The 18409-nt window shown below is 66.0% G+C and carries 12 protein-coding genes and 1 pseudogene; 9 read left to right on the top strand and 4 right to left on the bottom strand.

Annotation, left to right across the window (positions count from 1 at the left end):
- The first annotated feature begins 4 nt into the window (after positions 1-4).
- The 9 genes and pseudogenes from G6N42_RS08335 to G6N42_RS08375 all read left to right on the top strand — a co-directional run bounded on the left by G6N42_RS08335 (position 5) and on the right by G6N42_RS08375 (position 11070).
- Positions 5-2173 carry an adenylate/guanylate cyclase domain-containing protein gene (locus G6N42_RS08335; protein WP_163728418.1) on the top strand — a complete coding sequence of 723 codons (2169 nt, stop codon included), beginning with the start codon at positions 5-7 and terminating at the stop codon, positions 2171-2173.
- Complete coding sequence (locus tag G6N42_RS08340; protein ID WP_163728421.1) at positions 2170-3570, top strand: mechanosensitive ion channel domain-containing protein; 1401 nt, start codon at positions 2170-2172, stop codon at positions 3568-3570. The genes G6N42_RS08335 and G6N42_RS08340 overlap by 4 nt, the downstream gene beginning before the upstream one ends.
- 8 nt (positions 3571-3578) lie before the next feature.
- Positions 3579-4622, top strand: a pseudogene (locus G6N42_RS08345) (alpha-hydroxy acid oxidase); the annotation flags it as partial.
- A gap of 12 nt (positions 4623-4634) precedes the next feature.
- Positions 4635-5624: an esterase family protein gene (locus G6N42_RS08350; protein ID WP_163728424.1), complete on the top strand. Its 990-nt coding sequence runs from the start codon at positions 4635-4637 to the stop codon at positions 5622-5624.
- A 132-nt stretch (positions 5625-5756) separates the two neighbouring features.
- Positions 5757-8105: an endopeptidase La gene (lon, locus tag G6N42_RS08355; protein ID WP_163728427.1), complete on the top strand. Its 2349-nt coding sequence runs from the start codon at positions 5757-5759 to the stop codon at positions 8103-8105.
- Between the two features lie 64 nt (positions 8106-8169).
- Positions 8170-8502 carry a TfoX/Sxy family protein gene (locus G6N42_RS08360; protein WP_163728430.1) on the top strand — a complete coding sequence of 111 codons (333 nt, stop codon included), beginning with the start codon at positions 8170-8172 and terminating at the stop codon, positions 8500-8502.
- Complete coding sequence (locus G6N42_RS08365) at positions 8468-9226, top strand: DUF72 domain-containing protein (protein ID WP_163728433.1); 759 nt, start codon at positions 8468-8470, stop codon at positions 9224-9226. The genes G6N42_RS08360 and G6N42_RS08365 overlap by 35 nt, the downstream gene beginning before the upstream one ends.
- 35 nt (positions 9227-9261) lie before the next feature.
- On the top strand, positions 9262-10467 hold the full coding sequence (locus tag G6N42_RS08370; protein ID WP_163728436.1) for an NAD(P)/FAD-dependent oxidoreductase: 1206 nt from the start codon (positions 9262-9264) through the stop codon (positions 10465-10467).
- The gene (locus tag G6N42_RS08375; RefSeq protein ID WP_163728439.1) at positions 10468-11070 is read left to right on the top strand and encodes a hypothetical protein; all 603 of its coding nucleotides are present in this window, start codon (positions 10468-10470) and stop codon (positions 11068-11070) included.
- A 39-nt stretch (positions 11071-11109) separates the two neighbouring features.
- Here G6N42_RS08375 and G6N42_RS08380 read toward each other — a convergent pair whose 3' ends face one another.
- Genes G6N42_RS08380 through G6N42_RS08395 form a run of 4 tightly spaced genes read right to left on the bottom strand, consistent with a single transcriptional unit; the run spans position 11110 to position 18282 of the window.
- Complete coding sequence (locus G6N42_RS08380) at positions 11110-12573, bottom strand: acetyl-CoA acetyltransferase (protein WP_163728442.1); 1464 nt, start codon at positions 12571-12573, stop codon at positions 11110-11112.
- Positions 12573-14915, bottom strand: coding sequence for a CaiB/BaiF CoA-transferase family protein (locus G6N42_RS08385; RefSeq protein WP_163728446.1), 2343 nt, complete (start codon positions 14913-14915; stop codon positions 12573-12575). Before G6N42_RS08385 ends, G6N42_RS08380 begins: the two co-directional genes overlap by 1 nt.
- Positions 14912-15787: a TIGR03619 family F420-dependent LLM class oxidoreductase gene (locus tag G6N42_RS08390; protein WP_163728449.1), complete on the bottom strand. Its 876-nt coding sequence runs from the start codon at positions 15785-15787 to the stop codon at positions 14912-14914. Before G6N42_RS08390 ends, G6N42_RS08385 begins: the two co-directional genes overlap by 4 nt.
- A 29-nt stretch (positions 15788-15816) precedes the next feature.
- On the bottom strand, positions 15817-18282 hold the full coding sequence (locus tag G6N42_RS08395) for a phosphoketolase family protein (protein WP_163728453.1): 2466 nt from the start codon (positions 18280-18282) through the stop codon (positions 15817-15819).
- Between the last annotated feature and the right edge of the window lie 127 nt (positions 18283-18409).

The raw sequence follows: 18409 nt of genomic DNA on the forward strand, positions 1-18409 counted from the left end.
TTCAATGACGACATCGAATGATCCGGAATCGTCGACGACGGCTGAGCCGGTCAAGAAATCCAGAAATTTTCGACTACCCGTCGCGTCGAGGGTCAGCATTCAGTCGAAGCTCTTGATGATGCTTCTCATCACCAGCGTCCTGTCGGCGGCCGTGGTCGGTGCGATCGGATACCAGTCGGGCAGGTCGTCGCTGCGCGAGTCGGTGTTCGACCGCCTCACCGAGATCCGCCAGTCGCAGAGCCGCCAGCTGCGAGAAGGCATCGGAGACCTGAAGGACTCCCTCGTCGTCTACTCGCGGGGAGCCACGTCGACGCAGGCCGTCCAAGCCTTCACGGCCGGCTTCGATCAACTCAACGCCGCGAATATCAGCGTGGCCCAACAGCAGTCCATCGTCGACTACTACACCAACCAGTTCGCACCGACGAAGAAGAAGGCCGGCGAGGAGGTCGACGTCGAGGCGGTGCTGCCGGACACGAATGCTCAGCGCTACCTCCAGGCGTACTACACCGCACCGTTCTCGGATTGGGACAAGGCGATCGCGTTCGACGATGCCGGCGACGGGAGTGCATGGTCGGCGGCCAACGCCCGCTACAACGACTTCTACCGGGAGATCGTCACGCGGTTCGAGTTCGAGGACGCGTTGCTGTTCGACACCCGGGGCAACATCGTCTACACCGCCTACAAGGGCGTCGACCTGGGCACCAACATCTTCAGCGGCCCCTTCAAGGGCGGTCCCCTGGCCGCCGCCTACCAGGAGGCGCTCGATTCGAACACCGTGGACTACGTCGGCCTGACCGACTTCGGGGAGTACGAACCGGCCGACGAGCCGACCGCATGGTTCCTGTCGCCGGTCGGCCCCCAGGGCCGGGTAGACGGGGTGCTGGCCCTGCAGTTCCCGATCTCCAAGGTGAACCGCCTGATGACGATGGACCGCAAGTGGCAAGAGTCCGGCATGGGCGAGACGGGCGAGACGTTCATCGTCGGCGACGACGACTTGATGCGGTCGGATTCGCGCCTGTTCATCGAGGACCCCGAAGCATACAAACGCGACGTCGTCGAGGCGGGCACTCCACCGGACATCGCCCAGGAGGCGATCGACCGGGGCGGCACGACGCTGATACAGCCCGTGCCCACGGACGCCACCAAATTCGCACAGCAGGGACAATCGGGCACACTGATCGCCCAGGACTATCTCGGCAAAGAGACGTTGCAGGCCTACGCCCCCGCCGATCTCGAGGGCTTGCGGTGGAACGTGATCGCCAAGATCGACACATCGGAGGCGTTCGCCCCGGTATCCGCGTTCACCCGCACACTGGTGCTGTCGACGGTCGTGATCATCTTCGTCGTCTGTCTTGCCGCGATGCTGCTTGCCCGATTGTTCGTGCGACCCATCCGCCGGCTCGAAACCGGTGCCCAGAAGATCAGTTCGGGCGACTACAACATCAACCTCCCGGTGCATTCGCGCGATGAGTTCGGTGATCTCACCGTCGCCTTCAACGATATGAGCCGCAACCTGGCCATCAAGGAGGATCTGCTCGCCGAGCAGCGCCGGGAGAACGACCGGCTGATGCTCTCCCTGATGCCGGAGCCCGTCGTTCAGCGGTACCGGGAGGGCGAGGAGACCATCGCCCAGGACCACCACGACGTCACGGTGATCTTCGCCGATGTCGTCGGGCTCGACGCCCTGTCACGTGATCTGAACTCCGACGAGCTCCTCACGATCGTCAACAAGCTGACACGCCAATTCGATGCCGCGGCAGAGAATCTCGGCGTCGAGCAAGTACGCACCCTGCACAACGGTTACCTCGCCAGTTGCGGACTGAGTGTGCCCCGACTCGACAACGTCAGGCGCACTGTCGATTTCGCTATCGAGATGCAGCGAATCATCGAAAGATTCAACGCCGAGACCGGACACGACCTCAGCCTGCGGGCCGGCATCGACACCGGCACGGTCACCAGCGGCCTGGTGGCGCGGTCCACGCTCGCCTATGACATGTGGGGGTCGGCGGTGAACCTCGCCTATCAGGTGCAGAGCGGCTCGCCACAACCCGGCGTGTACGTCACCTCGGCGGTCTACGACACGATGCGCGACAGCCGCAAATTCGAATCCGCGGGCGTGATCACCGTCGATGGTAAAGAAGAACAACCGGTCTGGCGGTTGGCGCAGCAATGACCAGCATTTTCGATTCGGAGTGGTTCTATTGGGCCATCGCGGTTGCCATCGGCTTCCCCGTCTGCCTGGTGCTCCTGACCGAGTTACACAATGCGCTGCTGCGCCGCAACAACGCACTTGCCCGCCCGGTGCATCTGGTGCGCAACTATATTCTGCCCCTCGGCGCGTTGCTGATCCTGCTGGTGCAGGCCATCCAAATCAACGGAGAAGCGACGCCGGTGCGCGTCGTCGCCACCGTCTTCGGTTTCGTCGTCCTGGTCCTGCTGCTGTCCGGCCTCAACGCGACGATGTTCCAGGGCGCTCCGGAGGGCAGTTGGCGCAAGCGAATTCCGTCGATCTTCCTCGACGTGGCCAGGTTCGCGGTGATCGCCGTCGGCGTCGGCATCATGCTCGCCTACATCTGGGGCGCCAACGTCGGCGGCCTGTTCACCGCGCTGGGCGTGACGTCCATCGTGCTCGGTCTCGCACTGCAGAATTCGGTTGGGCAGATCATCTCGGGTTTGCTGCTGTTGTTCGAGCAGCCGTTTCAATTGGGTGATTGGATCGACGCTCCGACCGCGCGGGGCCGGGTCGTCGAAGTCAACTGGCGCGCAACGCATATCGACACCGGCAGCGGCATGATGATCATGCCCAACTCGGCCTTGGCCGCGGCGTCGTTCAAGAACTTCAGCCGGCCCGCGGGCACCCACGCCTTGAGCGTCACCACCACCTTCTCGGTCGACGATCCGCCCGATGACGTCATCGCCATGCTCAACCGGGTGGCCGCCATGCTGCCGCAACTGCGACCGGGCGCGACGCCGTCCAGCGTTCGATCCGGCGCGATGGAGTACAGCACTGGAGTACCGGTGCGCTCCCCTGCCGACGACTTCGCCGCCAAATCACAGTTCATGCGCTGGGTTTGGTACGCATCGCGACGAGCCGGTCTCCATCTCGACGAGGCCGAGGACGAGTTCGCGACCACCGAGCGGGTGCAGACATCGTTGCGGATCATCGCACCCACCCTGCGGCTGAGTCCGGAGGACCAAGAGGACCTGGTGACACAAGTGCGCCTCACCCGGTACGGCGCTGACGAGTACCTCCAGTACTCCGGTCAGGTACCCAAGCGAATGACGTTCATCGTCAACGGGAGGGTCCGACTCGCGGTGACCGACGATACCGGTGGGATCGTGCCGGTGCGGACGCTCGAGTCGGGCGACTTCCTCGGCCAGACGGCCCTGACCCTCGAACCGGTCACCGCTGCCGCATATGCGCTCGAGGAAGTGACCGTGCTGCGGTTCGACCGCGACGTCATCGAGGACCTGGTATCGAAAAAGCCGGTGCTGCTGCAGGACTTCGGTCGGGCGATCGAAGAACGGCGCGAGAGCCTGCGGCGGGCCCTGGCCGCCGCGCAGGACTGAGCTCTGCGATGAAGCGCCGACTGCCGCGACCACGTGAGCTGGCGCCGCTGCTGCAATTCCGTAAGCCGGACCTGAACGTCACGCGCCGCCGTCTCGACAGCGCGCTGACGATCGAGGACCTGCGCCGTATCGCCAAACGTCGCACGCCGAAGGCGGCGTTCGACTACACCGACGGTGCCGCCGAGGAGGAGTTGTCACTGGCGCGGGCACGACAAGCGTTCCGCGACATCGAATTCCACCCGACCATCCTGCGCGACGTCGCCAAAGTCGACACCGGCGCGACCGTACTCGGCGACCGCGTTGCCCAGCCGTTCGGGATCGCGCCCACCGGATTCACCAGGTTGATGCATACCGAGGGTGAGATCGCCGGCGCACACGCCGCCGCCCGTGCGGGCATCCCGTTCTCGTTGTCCACCTTGGGCACCACCTCCATTGAACAGGTCAAAGCTGCAAACCCACACGGACGCAACTGGTTCCAGCTGTACATGTGGAAGGACCGGGACCGGTCGATGGCGCTGGTCGAGCGGGCCGCAGCGGCGGGATTCGACACGCTGCTCGTGACGGTGGACGTTCCCGTCGCGGGGGCCCGCCTCCGCGACACCCGCAACGGTATGTCGATTCCGCCGGCGCTAACGCTGCGTACGGTCCTGGACGCGATACCGCACCCCCGCTGGTGGTTCGACCTGCTGACCACCGAACCATTGTCGTTCGCATCGCTGGACCGATGGCCCGGCACGGTCGCCCAGTACCTGGACAGCATGTTCGATCCGACGGTTACATTCGACGATCTGGCCTGGATCAAGTCGCAGTGGCCGAACAAGTTGGTGGTCAAGGGGATTCAGACCCTCGAGGACGCCAGATCGGTCGTCGACCTCGGTGCCGACGGGATCCTGCTGTCCAACCACGGCGGCCGTCAACTGGACCGCGCGCCCGTCCCCTTCCATTTGTTGCCACGCGTGGCCGCGGAGCTCGGACGGGACACCGAGGTTTTGCTGGACACCGGCATCATGTCCGGCGCTGACGCCGTGGCGGCCATCGCGCTGGGCGCGCGGTTCAAGGTCTGATTGAGCGCCAGGTTTCGGAGTAAGTGGTTCCGCAGGCTGGCGGTGAGCGCCGTTGCGGCGGCGACTCTGCCCGGGCTGATCGGCTTCGTCGGGGGTTCGGCGACAGCTGGTGCGTTCTCCCGGCCGGGTCTGCCGGTCGAGTATCTGGATGTGTTCTCCCCGTCGATGAACCGCAACATCCGCGTGCAGTTCCAGGGCGGAGGTCCGCATGCGGTGTACCTGCTCGACGGACTGCGGGCGCAGGACGATTTCAACGGCTGGGACATCAACACCCCGGCCTTCGAGTGGTACTACCAGTCGGGTCTGTCGACAGTCATGCCCGTCGGTGGCATGTCGAGCTTCTACACCGACTGGTATCAGCCGTCACGGGGTAACGGCCAGGATTACACCTACAAGTGGGAGACGTTCCTGACGAACGAGCTGCCCGCTTGGCTGGAGGCCAACAAGGGTGTCTCGCAGCTCGGCAACGCGGTGGTCGGCATTTCCATGGCCGGCGCCACGGCGCTGACGTACTCGATCTATCACCCGCAGAAGTTCATCTACGCCGCATCGCTGTCGGGCTTCCTGAATCCGTCCGAGGGCTGGTGGCCGATGTTGATCGGGCTGGCGATGAACGACGCGGGCGGCTACAACGCCGAGAGCATGTGGGGTCCGTCCTCGGATCCGGCGTGGAAGCGGAACGACCCGATGGTCAACATCAATCAGCTGGTCGCCAACAACACCAGGGTCTGGATCTACTGCGGCTCCGGTACGCCGTCGGATCTGGATACCAGCGGTGGCGGCGGCAACATGATGGCCGCGCAGTTCCTCGAGGGACTGACGCTGCGCACCAACGTCAGCTTCAAGGACAACTACGTCGCGGCTGGCGGCACCAACGGTGTGTTCAACTTCCCGCAGCAGGGCACGCACAGCTGGGGCTACTGGGGCCAGCAGCTCGAGATGATGAAGCCCGATATCCAGCGGGTGCTGGGGGCGCAAGCCACCGCATAAGTTCCACCCACTACAGGGAGCCTGCCGTAACCCCCGAACGGCAGGCTCCCTGGCATTTGTGCGGGATCTGCGTGCGGGAACAAACCAGGCGGCCCCAAGGTTGAGTCGATCTGACTGAACTTTGGAGGAACCATGGCTGAAGCCAAATCAGTGCCGGTGCTGTTCCTGACCGAATCGATCGTGCTGCCGGGAATGGTCGTGCCGATCGAGCTGGACGACGCGGCCCGTGCCGCCGTCGACGCAGCACAGGCAAGCGAGTCCGGTGAGCTACTCATCGCCCCTCGCCTGGAGGACCGGTACGCCACGCACGGCGTGCTGGCATCGATCGTGCAGGTCGGCCGCATAGCGGGTGGCAGTGGTACCGCGGCGGTGGTGCGCGGCACCAAGCGGGCTCACATCGGCGCGGGCGCCAACGGCCCCGGCGCCGCGTTGTGGGTCGAGGTGACCGAGGTCGAAGAGGTCGAACCGACCGACGATGTCCGCGCGCTGGCCGCCGAGTACAAGAAGCTGCTGCTGGCGATGCTGCAGCGCCGCGAGGCCTGGCAGATCATCGACTTCGTGAACCAGCTCACCGATCCGTCGGCGTTGGCCGACACGGCCGGCTACGCGTCGTACCTGACTCAGGTGCAGAAGCGTCAGCTGCTGGAGACCCCCGATGTCGCTGAGCGGCTGAAGGCGCTCATCGAGTGGACCGGCGATCATCTGGCCGAGGTCGAGGTCACCGACAAGATCGCCGATGACGTCCGCGAGGGCATGGAGAAAACACAAAAGGAATTCCTGCTGCGCCAGCAGCTCAACGCCATCCGCAAGGAACTGGGGGATTCGGACGACGGCACAGGGTCTTCCGATGACTACCGGTCCAGAATCGAGGCCGCCGATTTGCCGGAGAAGGTCCGCGAAGCCGCACTGCGCGAGGTCGGAAAGCTGGAGCGCTCCAGCGAGCAGAGCCCCGAGGGCGGCTGGATCCGGACGTGGCTGGACACCGTGCTGGACCTGCCGTGGAACGTCACCACCGAGGACTCCACCGACCTGAAGTCGGCACGAGAAATACTCGACGCCGACCACCACGGTTTGGAGGACGTCAAGGACCGCATCATCGAGTACCTGGCGGTTCGCGCCCGGCGCGCACAGCGAGGGATGGCCGTCGTCGGTGGTCGCGGTTCCGGCGCCGTCATGGTGCTGGCCGGGCCCCCCGGTGTCGGTAAGACATCGCTCGGTGAGAGCGTGGCGCGGGCGTTGGGCCGCAAGTTCGTTCGCGTCGCCCTCGGTGGCGTGCGCGACGAGGCCGAGATCCGTGGCCACCGTCGCACCTACGTCGGTGCACTGCCCGGCCGGATCGTGCGCGCGATCGGCGAGGCGGGATCGATGAACCCCGTCGTGCTGCTCGACGAGATCGACAAGGTCGGCTCCGACTATCGCGGCGATCCGTCTGCCGCCCTGCTCGAGGTGCTGGACCCGGCGCAGAACCACACGTTCCGCGACCACTACCTGGAGCTGGATCTGGACTTGTCGGACGTCGTGTTCCTGGCGACGGCCAACGTGATCGAGAACATCCCGTCGGCCCTGCTGGACCGGATGGAGCTGATCCAGATCGACGGCTACACCGAGGACGACAAGGTCGCCATCGCACGGGACTTCCTGCTGCCCCGGCAGCGCGAGCGTGCGGCGCTGACCGAAGCCGAGGTGACGGTGACCGAGGACGCGTTGCGCAAGATCGCGGCCGACTACACCCGCGAGCCGGGCGTGCGGCAGTTCGAGCGACTGTTGGCCAAGGCGTTGCGCAAGGCGACAACGAAGTTGGCCGAAGCCGACGATGCACCGCTGACGATCGACGAGCCGGATCTCGTTGACTACCTGGGTCGCCCGCGCTTCCTGCCGGAATCCGCGGAACGCACGGCGGTGCCCGGTGTGGCCACCGGGCTGGCGGTCACGGGACTGGGCGGCGATGTGCTCTACATCGAAGCCGGGGCGACCGACGGCGAGGCTGGACTGCAGCTGACCGGTCAGCTCGGTGACGTGATGAAGGAGTCCGCGCAGATCGCGCTGTCCTATGTGCGTGCACACGCCGAGCAGCTGGGTGTCGACCCGAAGTCTCTGGACCGCAGGATCCATGTGCACGTGCCCGCGGGCGCGGTGCCCAAGGACGGTCCATCGGCCGGCGTGACGATGGTGACGGCGCTGGTGTCGATGGCCACCGGGCGGCAGGTCCGCTCCGATGTCGGCATGACCGGTGAGGTGACGCTCAACGGCCGTGTGCTGCCGGTCGGCGGCGTCAAGCAGAAGCTGCTGGCTGCGCAACGAGCTGGACTGTCAACGGTTTTCATCCCCCAGCGCAACGAGGCCGACCTGGACCCAGAACATGGAGGGATCCCGGCCGACGTGCTCGAGTCGCTGGAGGTCAAGCCGATGGTCGACGTCGCCGACATCATCGCGCAGGCACTGGTGCCTGCCGAGGATACGGCGGTGGCGGCGGCGGCCTAGCGCCGCATGTAACGCCATGGCGCGAATTCCGCCGGAATCGCGCCATGGCGTTACGGTCGTCTTCATGGCCTACGACGAGGACCTGGCTCACCGCGTTCGAGAGCTTGTCGCAGGCGAGCGCGGTGTCGAGGAGAAGCGGATGTTCGGCGGGCTGGCATTCCTCATCGGCGGCAACATGTCGGTGTGCGTCAGCGGCCAGGGCGGTCTCATGGTGCGGGTGCCGCGCGACGACACCGAGAAGCTGCTGGCGCGCGAACACGTCGAACCGATGGTCATGGCCGGACGAGAGACCCGAGGCTGGTTGCGGGTATCCGTGGAGGGTGTCAAAACCAAACGCCAGTTGCAGGGCTGGGTGACTCGGGGTGTCGACTACGCCAAGAGCCTCCCGCGCAAGTGACGCTGTTCGCGTCGGCACGTCCGGATGGTCCTATGACCACTGGGCGGGCGTCCTGTATCCGCCGAAACTGCCGGTGGCCAAGCGGCTGGCGACGTATGTCGAGGAGTTCGACACCGTTGAGCTGAACGCCAGCTTCTACCGATGGCCGAAGGACTCCACCTTCGAGGGCTGGCGCGACAGGCTGCCCGACGGTTTCACGATGTCGGTCAAGGCTCAGCGGGGGCTCACCCACTACCGAAGGCTGCGTTCGCCCGAACCGTGGGTGGAGCGGTTCGAGCGCGGCTGGACCGCGCTCGGTGACCGGCGAGAAGCGCTGCTCGTCCAGCTGCATTCGGAGCAGGAACGCGACGACGACCGGCTATCCCACTTCCTCACCGTGATGCCCGAGTGGATTCCGGTGGCCATGGAATTGCGGCACCCGTCCTGGAACGACGAGGCCGTCTATGCGCTGCTCGAACAACACGGCGCCGCGTACGTGGTGATGAGCGGTCCCGGCCTGGCATGTGTCCCGCGGGCGACGAGCTCTCTCGTCTACATCCGCCTGCACGGACCGCCGCAGGACTCGATCTATGCGGGCTCCTACACCGACGACGAGCTGCGCGAATGGGCCGACCGGATCGCCGGCTGGCACGAGGAGGGACGACGGGTGGTGGTGTACTTCAACAACGACCTGGGTGGACACGCCATCCGCAATGCGCGAAAGCTCAAAGACCTGTTGGCCTGATCCACCACGCCATGTCCCGAGTAAGCTCAGGTGGCATGACAACGTCGTCGACATTCGCCATCGTGGGCGGCGGCCTCGCCGGAGCGAAGGCCGCAGAAGCATTGCGTGACAAGGATTTTGACGGGCACATCGTGCTTTTCGCCGCAGAGGAGCACCTGCCGTACGAACGTCCCCCGCTGTCGAAGGAGTTTCTCCTCGGCAAGAAGCAGTTCGGCGAGTTCACCGCCGCGTCGTCGGCGTGGTACCGCGACCACCACGTCGAGCTGCAACTCGGCACCGAGGTGTCCGCGCTCGATCCCGATGGCCACACCGTGTCCCTGCCCGACGGCACCACCGTGCGCTACGACAAGCTTGTGTTGGCCACCGGGTCCACTCCCCGGCGGCCCCCGATTCCAGGCGCCGACGCCGAGGGCGTGCACTACCTACGTACTATCGACGATGCCCAGGCGCTGAACTCCGTTCTGGCAGAGGGTGCTTCGCTGGCGATCGTCGGTGCGGGATGGATCGGCCTCGAAGTCGCCGCAGGTGCCCGCGATCGGGGCGCAGCCGTCACGGTCGTCGAAACCGCAAAGGTGCCGTTGATGGGCGCTCTCGGCCGCGAGGCCGGTGAAGTATTCGCCGCGATGCACCGCGACCACAGCGTGGATCTGCGACTCGGCACCACTGTCGACGAAATCACCACCGCCGGGGGCAAGGCAACGGGGCTCAAGCTGGGCGACGGTTCGACCGTCGCCGCCGATGCCGTTCTGGTCGCGGTCGGCGCGACAGCCAACATCGGGCTGGCCGAGCAGGCGGGCCTGGCCACCGGGAACGGCGGCGTTCTCGTTGATGCGGCGTTGCGCACGAGCAATCCGGATATCTTCGCCGTCGGCGATATCGCCGCCGCCGAGCATCCGGTGTTCGGTACTCGCATCCGCACCGAGCATTGGGCGAACGCGCTCAAACAGCCCGCCGTCGCGGCCGCGGGCATGCTCGGAAAGCCGCAGGAGTACGCCGAACTGCCCTATTTCTTCACCGACCAGTACGACCTGGGTATGGAATACGTGGGGCATGCGCCCGACTACGACCGGGTGCTGTTCCGCGGCGACGTGGCAGGCCGCGAATTCACAGCGTACTGGCTCGATGACGCGAACCGGGTGCTCGCGGGCATGAACGTCAACATCTGGGAAGGGCTCGATGACATCAAATCGCTGGTCCGGTCGCGGGAACCGGTCGACCCGGAAAAGCTTGTCGGCGCATAGGTGAACGTCCGCACCCTTTCGGTGGCGCTGGCAGCCGTGGCGACGCTGGCCGCGGGTTGCTCGGGAGGCACCGTCACCGACACCGACGAATCACCCACGGCCGCTCCTGCCGGCACGCCATCACCATCGACCCCACCGCCGAGCAACGCGCACCTGGCGAATGCATTCGATTACGTCGCCCACCCGCCCGCCGGAACGAGCTATTACTTCACCTCCCCCAGCGGAAACTGGGCGTGCGCAATCATTCCGCGGGACAAGGTGGGATGTCAGTCCACCGCGAACTGGCCATCAGCCATGGGCATCACCGGCGCACCGGACTCGGTGCCCGGCACCGACGGCGACACCACGACACCGAACGCACTTGTCCTTCCACGCGACGGCGACGCACAGTTCGTTGCGCTGGAGGAATCGGAATTCGCGCTCGATCCCGGACCCGCGAAAGTCCTGCCGTTCAACAGAATCCTGGCCGCAGCCGGATTCCGCTGCAACGTACAGGAAGCGGCGGGTGTCTCATGTCTGAGCGAGTTCAGCGACAAGGGCTTCACGTTCTCCGCTGACGGATTCGTGCCGCAGTACACCGACGTGCCGGTGGGGGCTCCATAGTCACGAGAATCGAAGCGCTGCTGGCCGACCTCGACTAGCTCACAGCAGAGTCGCGGTGCCGTCCTGGTTGACCTGAACCTTGGCCCCGGCGATGTCCTCTCGGACCGTCACGTCGACATCCTCGGGGATCACGGCGAGCGCACGCGCATCCTCGGGTGTGCGCACGGCGAGGAAGGCCTTCTCCGGTGATCCCTCTCTGTCGAACGGCGTCGTCCACGATTCGACGGTGCCCACCCCCGACCACTCGACCACGGCCTCGCGGATGGGTTCGCGGTCAACGGCGTCTTGTACGTCTTCCCAACGGAATTCGTGGGCCGGCGGCTCCGTCCCGTACACGCCGAAGCTGTGCTTGGTGAGGTAGCCGCCGTTGGCCGTGATCAGGCCGCGCTGGCCGGGGTTGGCGACCAGGCGTTCGGCCATGGTGGCGATCGAATGTGTCACGTAGTTGTTCCACGGCCCGCCCGCGAAGGTGAGCCCGCCCGTCACGGTCAGGGGCCGGGAGGGGTCACCGCTCGGCAGGCCGAGTTCGTTCGCCGCCACCTGCACGGCGGAGGGAAAGCACGAGTAGAGGTCGATCAGCGCCACGTCGTCGATACCGGCACCGGCCAGCTCCAGCGCGCGGTTGCCCGCGATGCGGATGGCCGGTGAGGTGTGGAACTCGGCGCGATTGCTGATCGCGTAGGTGTCGTGCGCGTCGGTACCCGCGTACGGGAAAACCCAACGGTCGCGCGGGATCTGCAGATGGTTGGCCTTCTCTACCGACGTCAGCAGCAGCGCCGCACCTTGGTCCACCATGTTGTTCGAGTTCATCAGCTTGGTGTACGGCCAGCTGACCATCCGGTTGCTCGGACTGGGTTCGGCGATGTCGTCACCGGACAGCGCCTCCCGGCTCCACGCATACGGATTCGTCGCGGCCACCGCGCTGAACTGCGACCAGAGTTCGCCGATGCGGCGCCGGTGCTCGTCGGAGGATTCGCCCGCCGCGATTCGCAGCGCCTGCTCGAACATCGGATAGACATAGGCGGGCCGGTCCAGCTTGATCCGGAGATCCGAGGGGCCGGCGAGTTCGATGCCTTCGTCGGAACCTTCGGCGATCGGTACGGAGTCGTCCTGGCTCGTCCAGTTGAGCTTGCGCCCGGCCTTGCGGACTCGGGAACGGGTGCGCCACGTCTCGGCCCCCGCGATCAGCACGACCTCCGACCGGCCGGCCTGAATGTCCAGGCACGCCTTGTTGACCAGTGTCTGCGGCACGTTACCGCCGATGCCGGTGTACCGCGTCGCGGCACCCTCGGCCCGAATGCGCTGTGCGAGTAGCCGTCCCGGATCACGGTAGCGCCAGGACAGCAGGTTGACCACGCGCACGGCGTCGACGGCCGCCAGCACGCGCGGGTCGGCGGCGGCGCGGGCGGCCGCCTCCATCAGGTCGACCGGTTCGACGTCGGGGTTTTCATCGTGCTGGTTGACCTGACCATAGCCGATCAGCACCGGCGTCCGCGGATCCATCATGGGCTCCCTTGTCGAGTGAAAAGCACGCCGTCGGCGATGAGCCGATCGGTGTCCTCGGCGCTCAGTCCGAGCACCTCCTGGCAGATCTGGCGGGTCTGCTCCCCCGGCATCGGGGCGGGCCGAAGTTCTGCGGCGGGAATGCCGGTGTAGGGCGCGGGTCCGGTCTCGCTGAGCATCGGCGCATCGAACAACGGATGCGCCATCTCGACGTAGAGCCGCCGGAACGCCACCTGCGGGTCGGTGGGTATGTCCACCGCCCGGTTCATCGGTGCCGCGGGAATACCTGCGGCTTGCAGGGTCTCGGCGACATCCGCCTTATCGCGGGCATGCGTCCACTCCGACACCGCAGTGATGAATGCGGCCCGCTCCTCGGGAAGGTCACGGCCGATGACCGTCGATAGCGCCGCACGGTCGGCCTGCGACCGAACAGAGATGACACACCATTCATCGTCGCCCTCGCACGGATAGACGCCATGGATTGCCTCGGCCTCGGTCACCGACACCCCTGCGGTACGTGCCGCCTCGGCGACGTATGCGGTGGCGAGCTGGTTGACGGCCGCCTCGGCCTGCGGAATGTGCACGTGCGCACCGATTCCGGAGTGCTCGCGGCGAATCAGGGCGGCCAGCGCCGCGACCGCGGTGAGCCTGGCGGCGACATGGTCGGGGAAGACGGTGGTCGCGTCATAGAAGCTGTCGGGTTCGGCGTCTTGGGAGGTCCACAGCCAGGTGACACCTGTCGCCGCACGCACCAGCGGGCCGTAGCCCATCCGGTCGCTCCACGGACCGGTCACCCCGTATGCGCTGCTTTCCGCCAGCACGATGCGTGGGTTGATGGCTCGCAGCTGTTCATACGAAAAGCCGAGCGACTCAAGTGTTCCGGGCTTGAAATTGGCGAACACGGCGTCCGATTCCGCGACCAGACGGCGAAAGAGCTCGGCCCCTTCGGGATGCCGCAGGTCGAGGCCGAGACTCTGTTCGTTGCGGTGCGTCAACGCCCACGACCGGCTCATCGTCATGCCCGGCGCCGTCTGCCGAAGGCCGTCGGGATAGGCGGCGCTTTCGACCTTGATCACCTCGGCGCCCAGGTCGGCGAAAAGCCGGCCCAGCTCGCCGCCCGCGACGATCACCCCGAGGTCGAGAATGCGCAGGCCGTCGAACGGGCGCTGCACATCGACGTCGCGGCGCTCAACGGTGAACGCGTCTGCCGCCCAGGCGGGATCGTCGGTTCCCAGCTTCGGCGCCGGGCGCTCCAGCCCGGCGCGGCGGCCGTCGACGATGACGGCGCCGACGGGAACGGCCACCCTCACGTCATCGGAGATCGCGACATCGGTCAACGCCCCGACGGCGCGAAAGTGCTCCGATGTCAGGGTTTCAGCCGCGGTGAGGACCGCGGCCACCGGCACTCCCCGCGCTTGTCCACCGGCAACCAGCGTGTCCATCGTCTGCGACGCGAACAGTTCGGCGATCGCGGCGTTGAGTTCGCGCGACGCGGCGTAGCGGGCCGCAATGGTGTCGAACTTGGGATCGGCGAACTCCTCGGGTTCGCCGAGCCAGCCACGCATTCCGCGCCATTGGCGAGCCGACAGCAGGCAGATGCGAACGTGGCCGTCCTTGCACGCGAAGATCGGGTAGATGTGCTGATTGCGCGGTCGGCCCCGCCACAGCTCACCGGCGGACTTGAGGCCGACGGCAGCCTGGCCCTCCGATCCGAACGGCGGATCGAGCGACTGAAGCACCCCCTCGTACCGCGAGAAGTCGATGTAATCGCCTCTGCCGTCGCGCAATCGGCGGTAGAAGGCGGCCAGCGCCGCCCAGGCGGCCTGCACCGCGGCCGTCCCCGACGCCACGCCCTCGGGCGGCAGCACCGGCCTGCCCGTAGTCGGCCCTGTCCGTGACAGAGCGGTCGACATCGCATACAGCACAGCGTCGGTCGCCTGCCGCGAACTGTATGGACCGGTGGCGCCGAAGTCGGTGACCGACAACGTCACCAGGTGTCCGAACTGTTCGGCCAGCGCGGCGGCCGATGTTCCGAACGCCGCCGCTGTTCCCGTGTTTCCGCTGTCCACGACGATGTCGGCGGCACCGGCCAACGCGGCGAGTCGCCGCCGACCGTCGGCGCTGTCCGGGTCGAGCACCGCGCTGCGCTTGTTCGCGTTGTTCATCGCGAACGCGATGCTTTCGCCCGCGATGGCGGGCAGCGCGCGACGGGCCGCGGTTCCGTCGCGAAGTTCGATCTTCAAGACGTCAGCACCCAGGTCCGCAAACAGCCGGCCGACCCCATCGGAAGACGCGCCGCCCAAATCCAACACACGCACCGACGCGAGCAATCCACCGCTCATGAGGCCAGCAGCCGTTCGACCCAGTCGAGATGGGAGTCGGTGGTGGTGGCGACATATATCAGGTCGACGAACACATCGGGATATCCGTTGTCGGCCAGCACCTTCACGGCCTCAGCCACCGACTCCACGGACGTGTCCTCGGCGACGTTGATCCGGACACAGGCGTCGATCGCCGACGGATCACGTCCGGCCGCGCGGGCCGCGTCGTCGATCTTTTTCCGCTGCCAGGCCAGCATGTCGAGGTTCACCCCGCCCGGCACTTGAACCACCGCCATCCAGCCGTCGGCACGCTCACCCACGCGCTTGAGTCCGGCCGAACTGAACGCACCCAGGTAGATCGGGGGTCGCGGTTGTTGTACCGGTTTGAGATTCACCCACGATGCCGGGATGGACCAGCGTTCCCCTTGGTGGGCAACAGGACTGGTTGTCCACAGTTGCTCCAGCGCGTCCAGCAGCTCGTCGAGTTGTGCACCGCGACGGCGAAACGGTGCACCAGCAGCCTGGTACTCCTCGGGCGACCAGCCGATGCCGAAACCGGGTATCAGGCGCCCGCCGCTGACCACGTCCAGACTGGTGAGTTGCCGGGCCAGCTGCACCGGCGGGTACCACGGGGCCACGAACACACTGGCCCCAAGGCGGGCTCGGGTCGTCGCGGTCGCGGCCACCGCCAACGCGATGAACGGGTCGATACCGGTGCGGAACTGCCCGGGGATGGTGTCCTTGCCCGCGTATCCGACGGTCGGTTGCACCGCGGCCAGCAGCCGGTCCCCTACCCAGAGGCTGTCGGCGCCGAGCTCCTCGGCCGTCGAGGCGAAGCGGGCCAGCTCAGCGTAGGCCGCCTCCCCGAATTGCGGCACCGCGAATCCCAGCACGACCGACAGGGTAATGCGTGCATTCGCGACTACTCGTTGTCGCCTCCGGTCGACGAGGTCGCATCGAGGTTCGACTGCCCCGCCAGCCCGCGCGCGTCGGGCCACACCCAGTCACGCACCTCGGGCAGATCATCGCCGTGCTCGCGGGTGTATTCGCGGGCGGTGATCCGCATGTCGACCATGCGCTGCCGCAGCGTCGCACACCGCGACCGCAGGGCCGGCACGCGGTCGATCACGTCCATCACCAGGTGGAACCGATCGAGGTCGTTGAGCATGACCATGTCGAAGGGGGTGGTGGTCGTCCCCTCTTCCTTGTAGCCGCGCACATGCACGTTGTTGGCGCCGTCACGGCGATAGATGAGCCGGTGGATCAGCCACGGATAACCGTGATAGGCGAAGATCACCGGCTTGTCCCGAGTGAAGATCCCGTCGAATGCGCGGTTGGACAGACCATGCGGGTGCTCGGTGTCGTCCTGCAGGCGCATCAGGTCGACGACGTTGACGAAGCGCACCTTCAGGTCCGGCAGGTGTTGTCTGAGGATGTCGACCGCCGCGAGACCCTCCAGCGTCGGCACGTCACCGGCGGTCGAGATCACGACGTCGGGGTCCGTGCCGAGTTCCTCGCTGCCCGCCCATTCCCAGATGCCCAGTCCTCTGGTGCAATGCGCGATCGCCTCGTCCATGGTGAGGAAGTTCGGGTGGGGCTGCTTGCCCGCCACCACCACGTTCACATACTGCCGGGAACGCAGGCAGTGGTCGTAGGTGGACAGCAGGGTGTTCGCGTCCGGCGGCAGGTAGACCCTGACGATCTCGGCTTTCTTGTTGACCACGTGGTCGATGAAGCCGGGGTCCTGATGACTGAAGCCGTTGTGGTCCTGGCGCCAAACATGGCTCGATAGAAGGTAATTCAGGCTTGCGATGGGCCGGCGCCATGGTATGTGGTTGGTGACCTTGAGCCACTTCGCGTGCTGATTGACCATCGAGTCGACGATGTGGATGAAGGCTTCGTAGCAGTTGAACAGACCGTGTCGGCCGGTCAGCAGGTATCCCTCGAGCCAACCCTGGCACTGGTGTTCGGACAACATCTCGACGACGCGCCCGGCTCGGGCGAGATGCTCATCCACCTCCGGACCGACGAAGTCGGCGTTCCACTGTTTGGCGGTTGTATCGAATACGGCCTGGAGACGATTCGACGCGGTCTCGTCGGGGCCGAATATCCGGAAGTTGTCGGGGTTCAGCCGAATCACTTCCGTCAGCCACTCACCGAGCACCTTGGTCGCCTCGGCGATGGTCGCACCCGGGGCCGGCACATCCACGCCGAACCTCCGGAAGTCAGGAAGCCGCAGATCCTTCAACAACATTCCACCGTTGGCGTGTGGATTGTCACTCATTCGCAGCGTGCCTTCAGGTGCGAGTTCGGCGATGGCGGAACGGAGTTTGCCGTCATCGTCGAACAGCTCGTCGGGCCGGTACGAGCCCAACCAGTCGGCCAGCACCTGCAGGTGCTCGGGAGTGTCGCGGGCGCTGGCCAACGGAACCTGGTGTGCGCGCCAGGATCCCGTGGTCTTCTTTCCGTCGATGTAGTCGGGTCCCGTCCACCCCTTGGGTGTGCGGAAGACGATCATCGGCCACGCCGGCCGCCGCTCGTCACGCTCAAACGCCTTGGCCTTGATCTCCGAGATCTCGTTGAGCACCTCGTCGAGCAGCGATGCGAACCGCCGGTGAACATCGGCGATGTCGTCGTCCTCGGTCGCCTCGAAGAAGTACGGATGGTGCCCGTAACCGATCATCAGGCTACGAAGTTCGTCCTGAGATATGCGCGCCAGAACCGTCGGATTCGCGATCTTGTACCCGTTGAGATGCAGGATCGGCAGCACCACACCGTCTTTGGCGGGGTTGACGAACTTGTTCGAATGCCAACTCGTCGCCAGGGCCCCGGTCTCGGCCTCGCCGTCCCCGACGACAGCCGCGACCAGCAGGTCCGGGTTGTCGAACGCCGCGCCGTAGGCGTGCGAGAGCGCATACCCGAGTTCGCCACCCTCGTGGATCGAGCCCGGCGTTTCAGGTGCGACGTGCGACGGGATGCCGCCGGGGAAGGAGAACTGGCGGAACAACCGCCGAATGCCCTCGGTGTCCTGGGTGATATCGGAGTACACCTCCGAGTAGGTGCCGTCGAGGTAGGCGTTGGCGACCAGTCCGGGGCCGCCGTGACCGGGCCCGGTGACGTACAGGGTCGACTGCTCGCGCTCCTTGATGACCCTGTTGAGATGTGCGTACAAGAAGTTGAGACCCGGCGTGGTCCCCCAGTGGCCGAGCAGACGGGGTTTGACGTCGTCGCGGGACAGTGGAGTTTCCAGCAGCGGGTTGGCCAGCAGATAGATCTGGCCCACGGACAGGTAGTTGGCAGCACGCCACCAACCGTCGATTTGGGCGAGCGTCTCGTCGCTCAGCGAGTGCAGCTCAGCGGAATGCCAATTGTGCGCCAGCGTGGTCATCGCATGGTCCTCCTGTGGCGTCGCGGTCGGTTTCCAATACCCATCAAACGCCTGCAAATCACGGTGTGCCCGACGAGCGAGACTTGTTCACCCACCGGCTACGAACACCCGCACGCGGATGTCTTCC

The organism is Mycobacterium gallinarum (genome assembly GCF_010726765.1).
GTDB classification, from domain to species: domain Bacteria; phylum Actinomycetota; class Actinomycetes; order Mycobacteriales; family Mycobacteriaceae; genus Mycobacterium; species Mycobacterium gallinarum.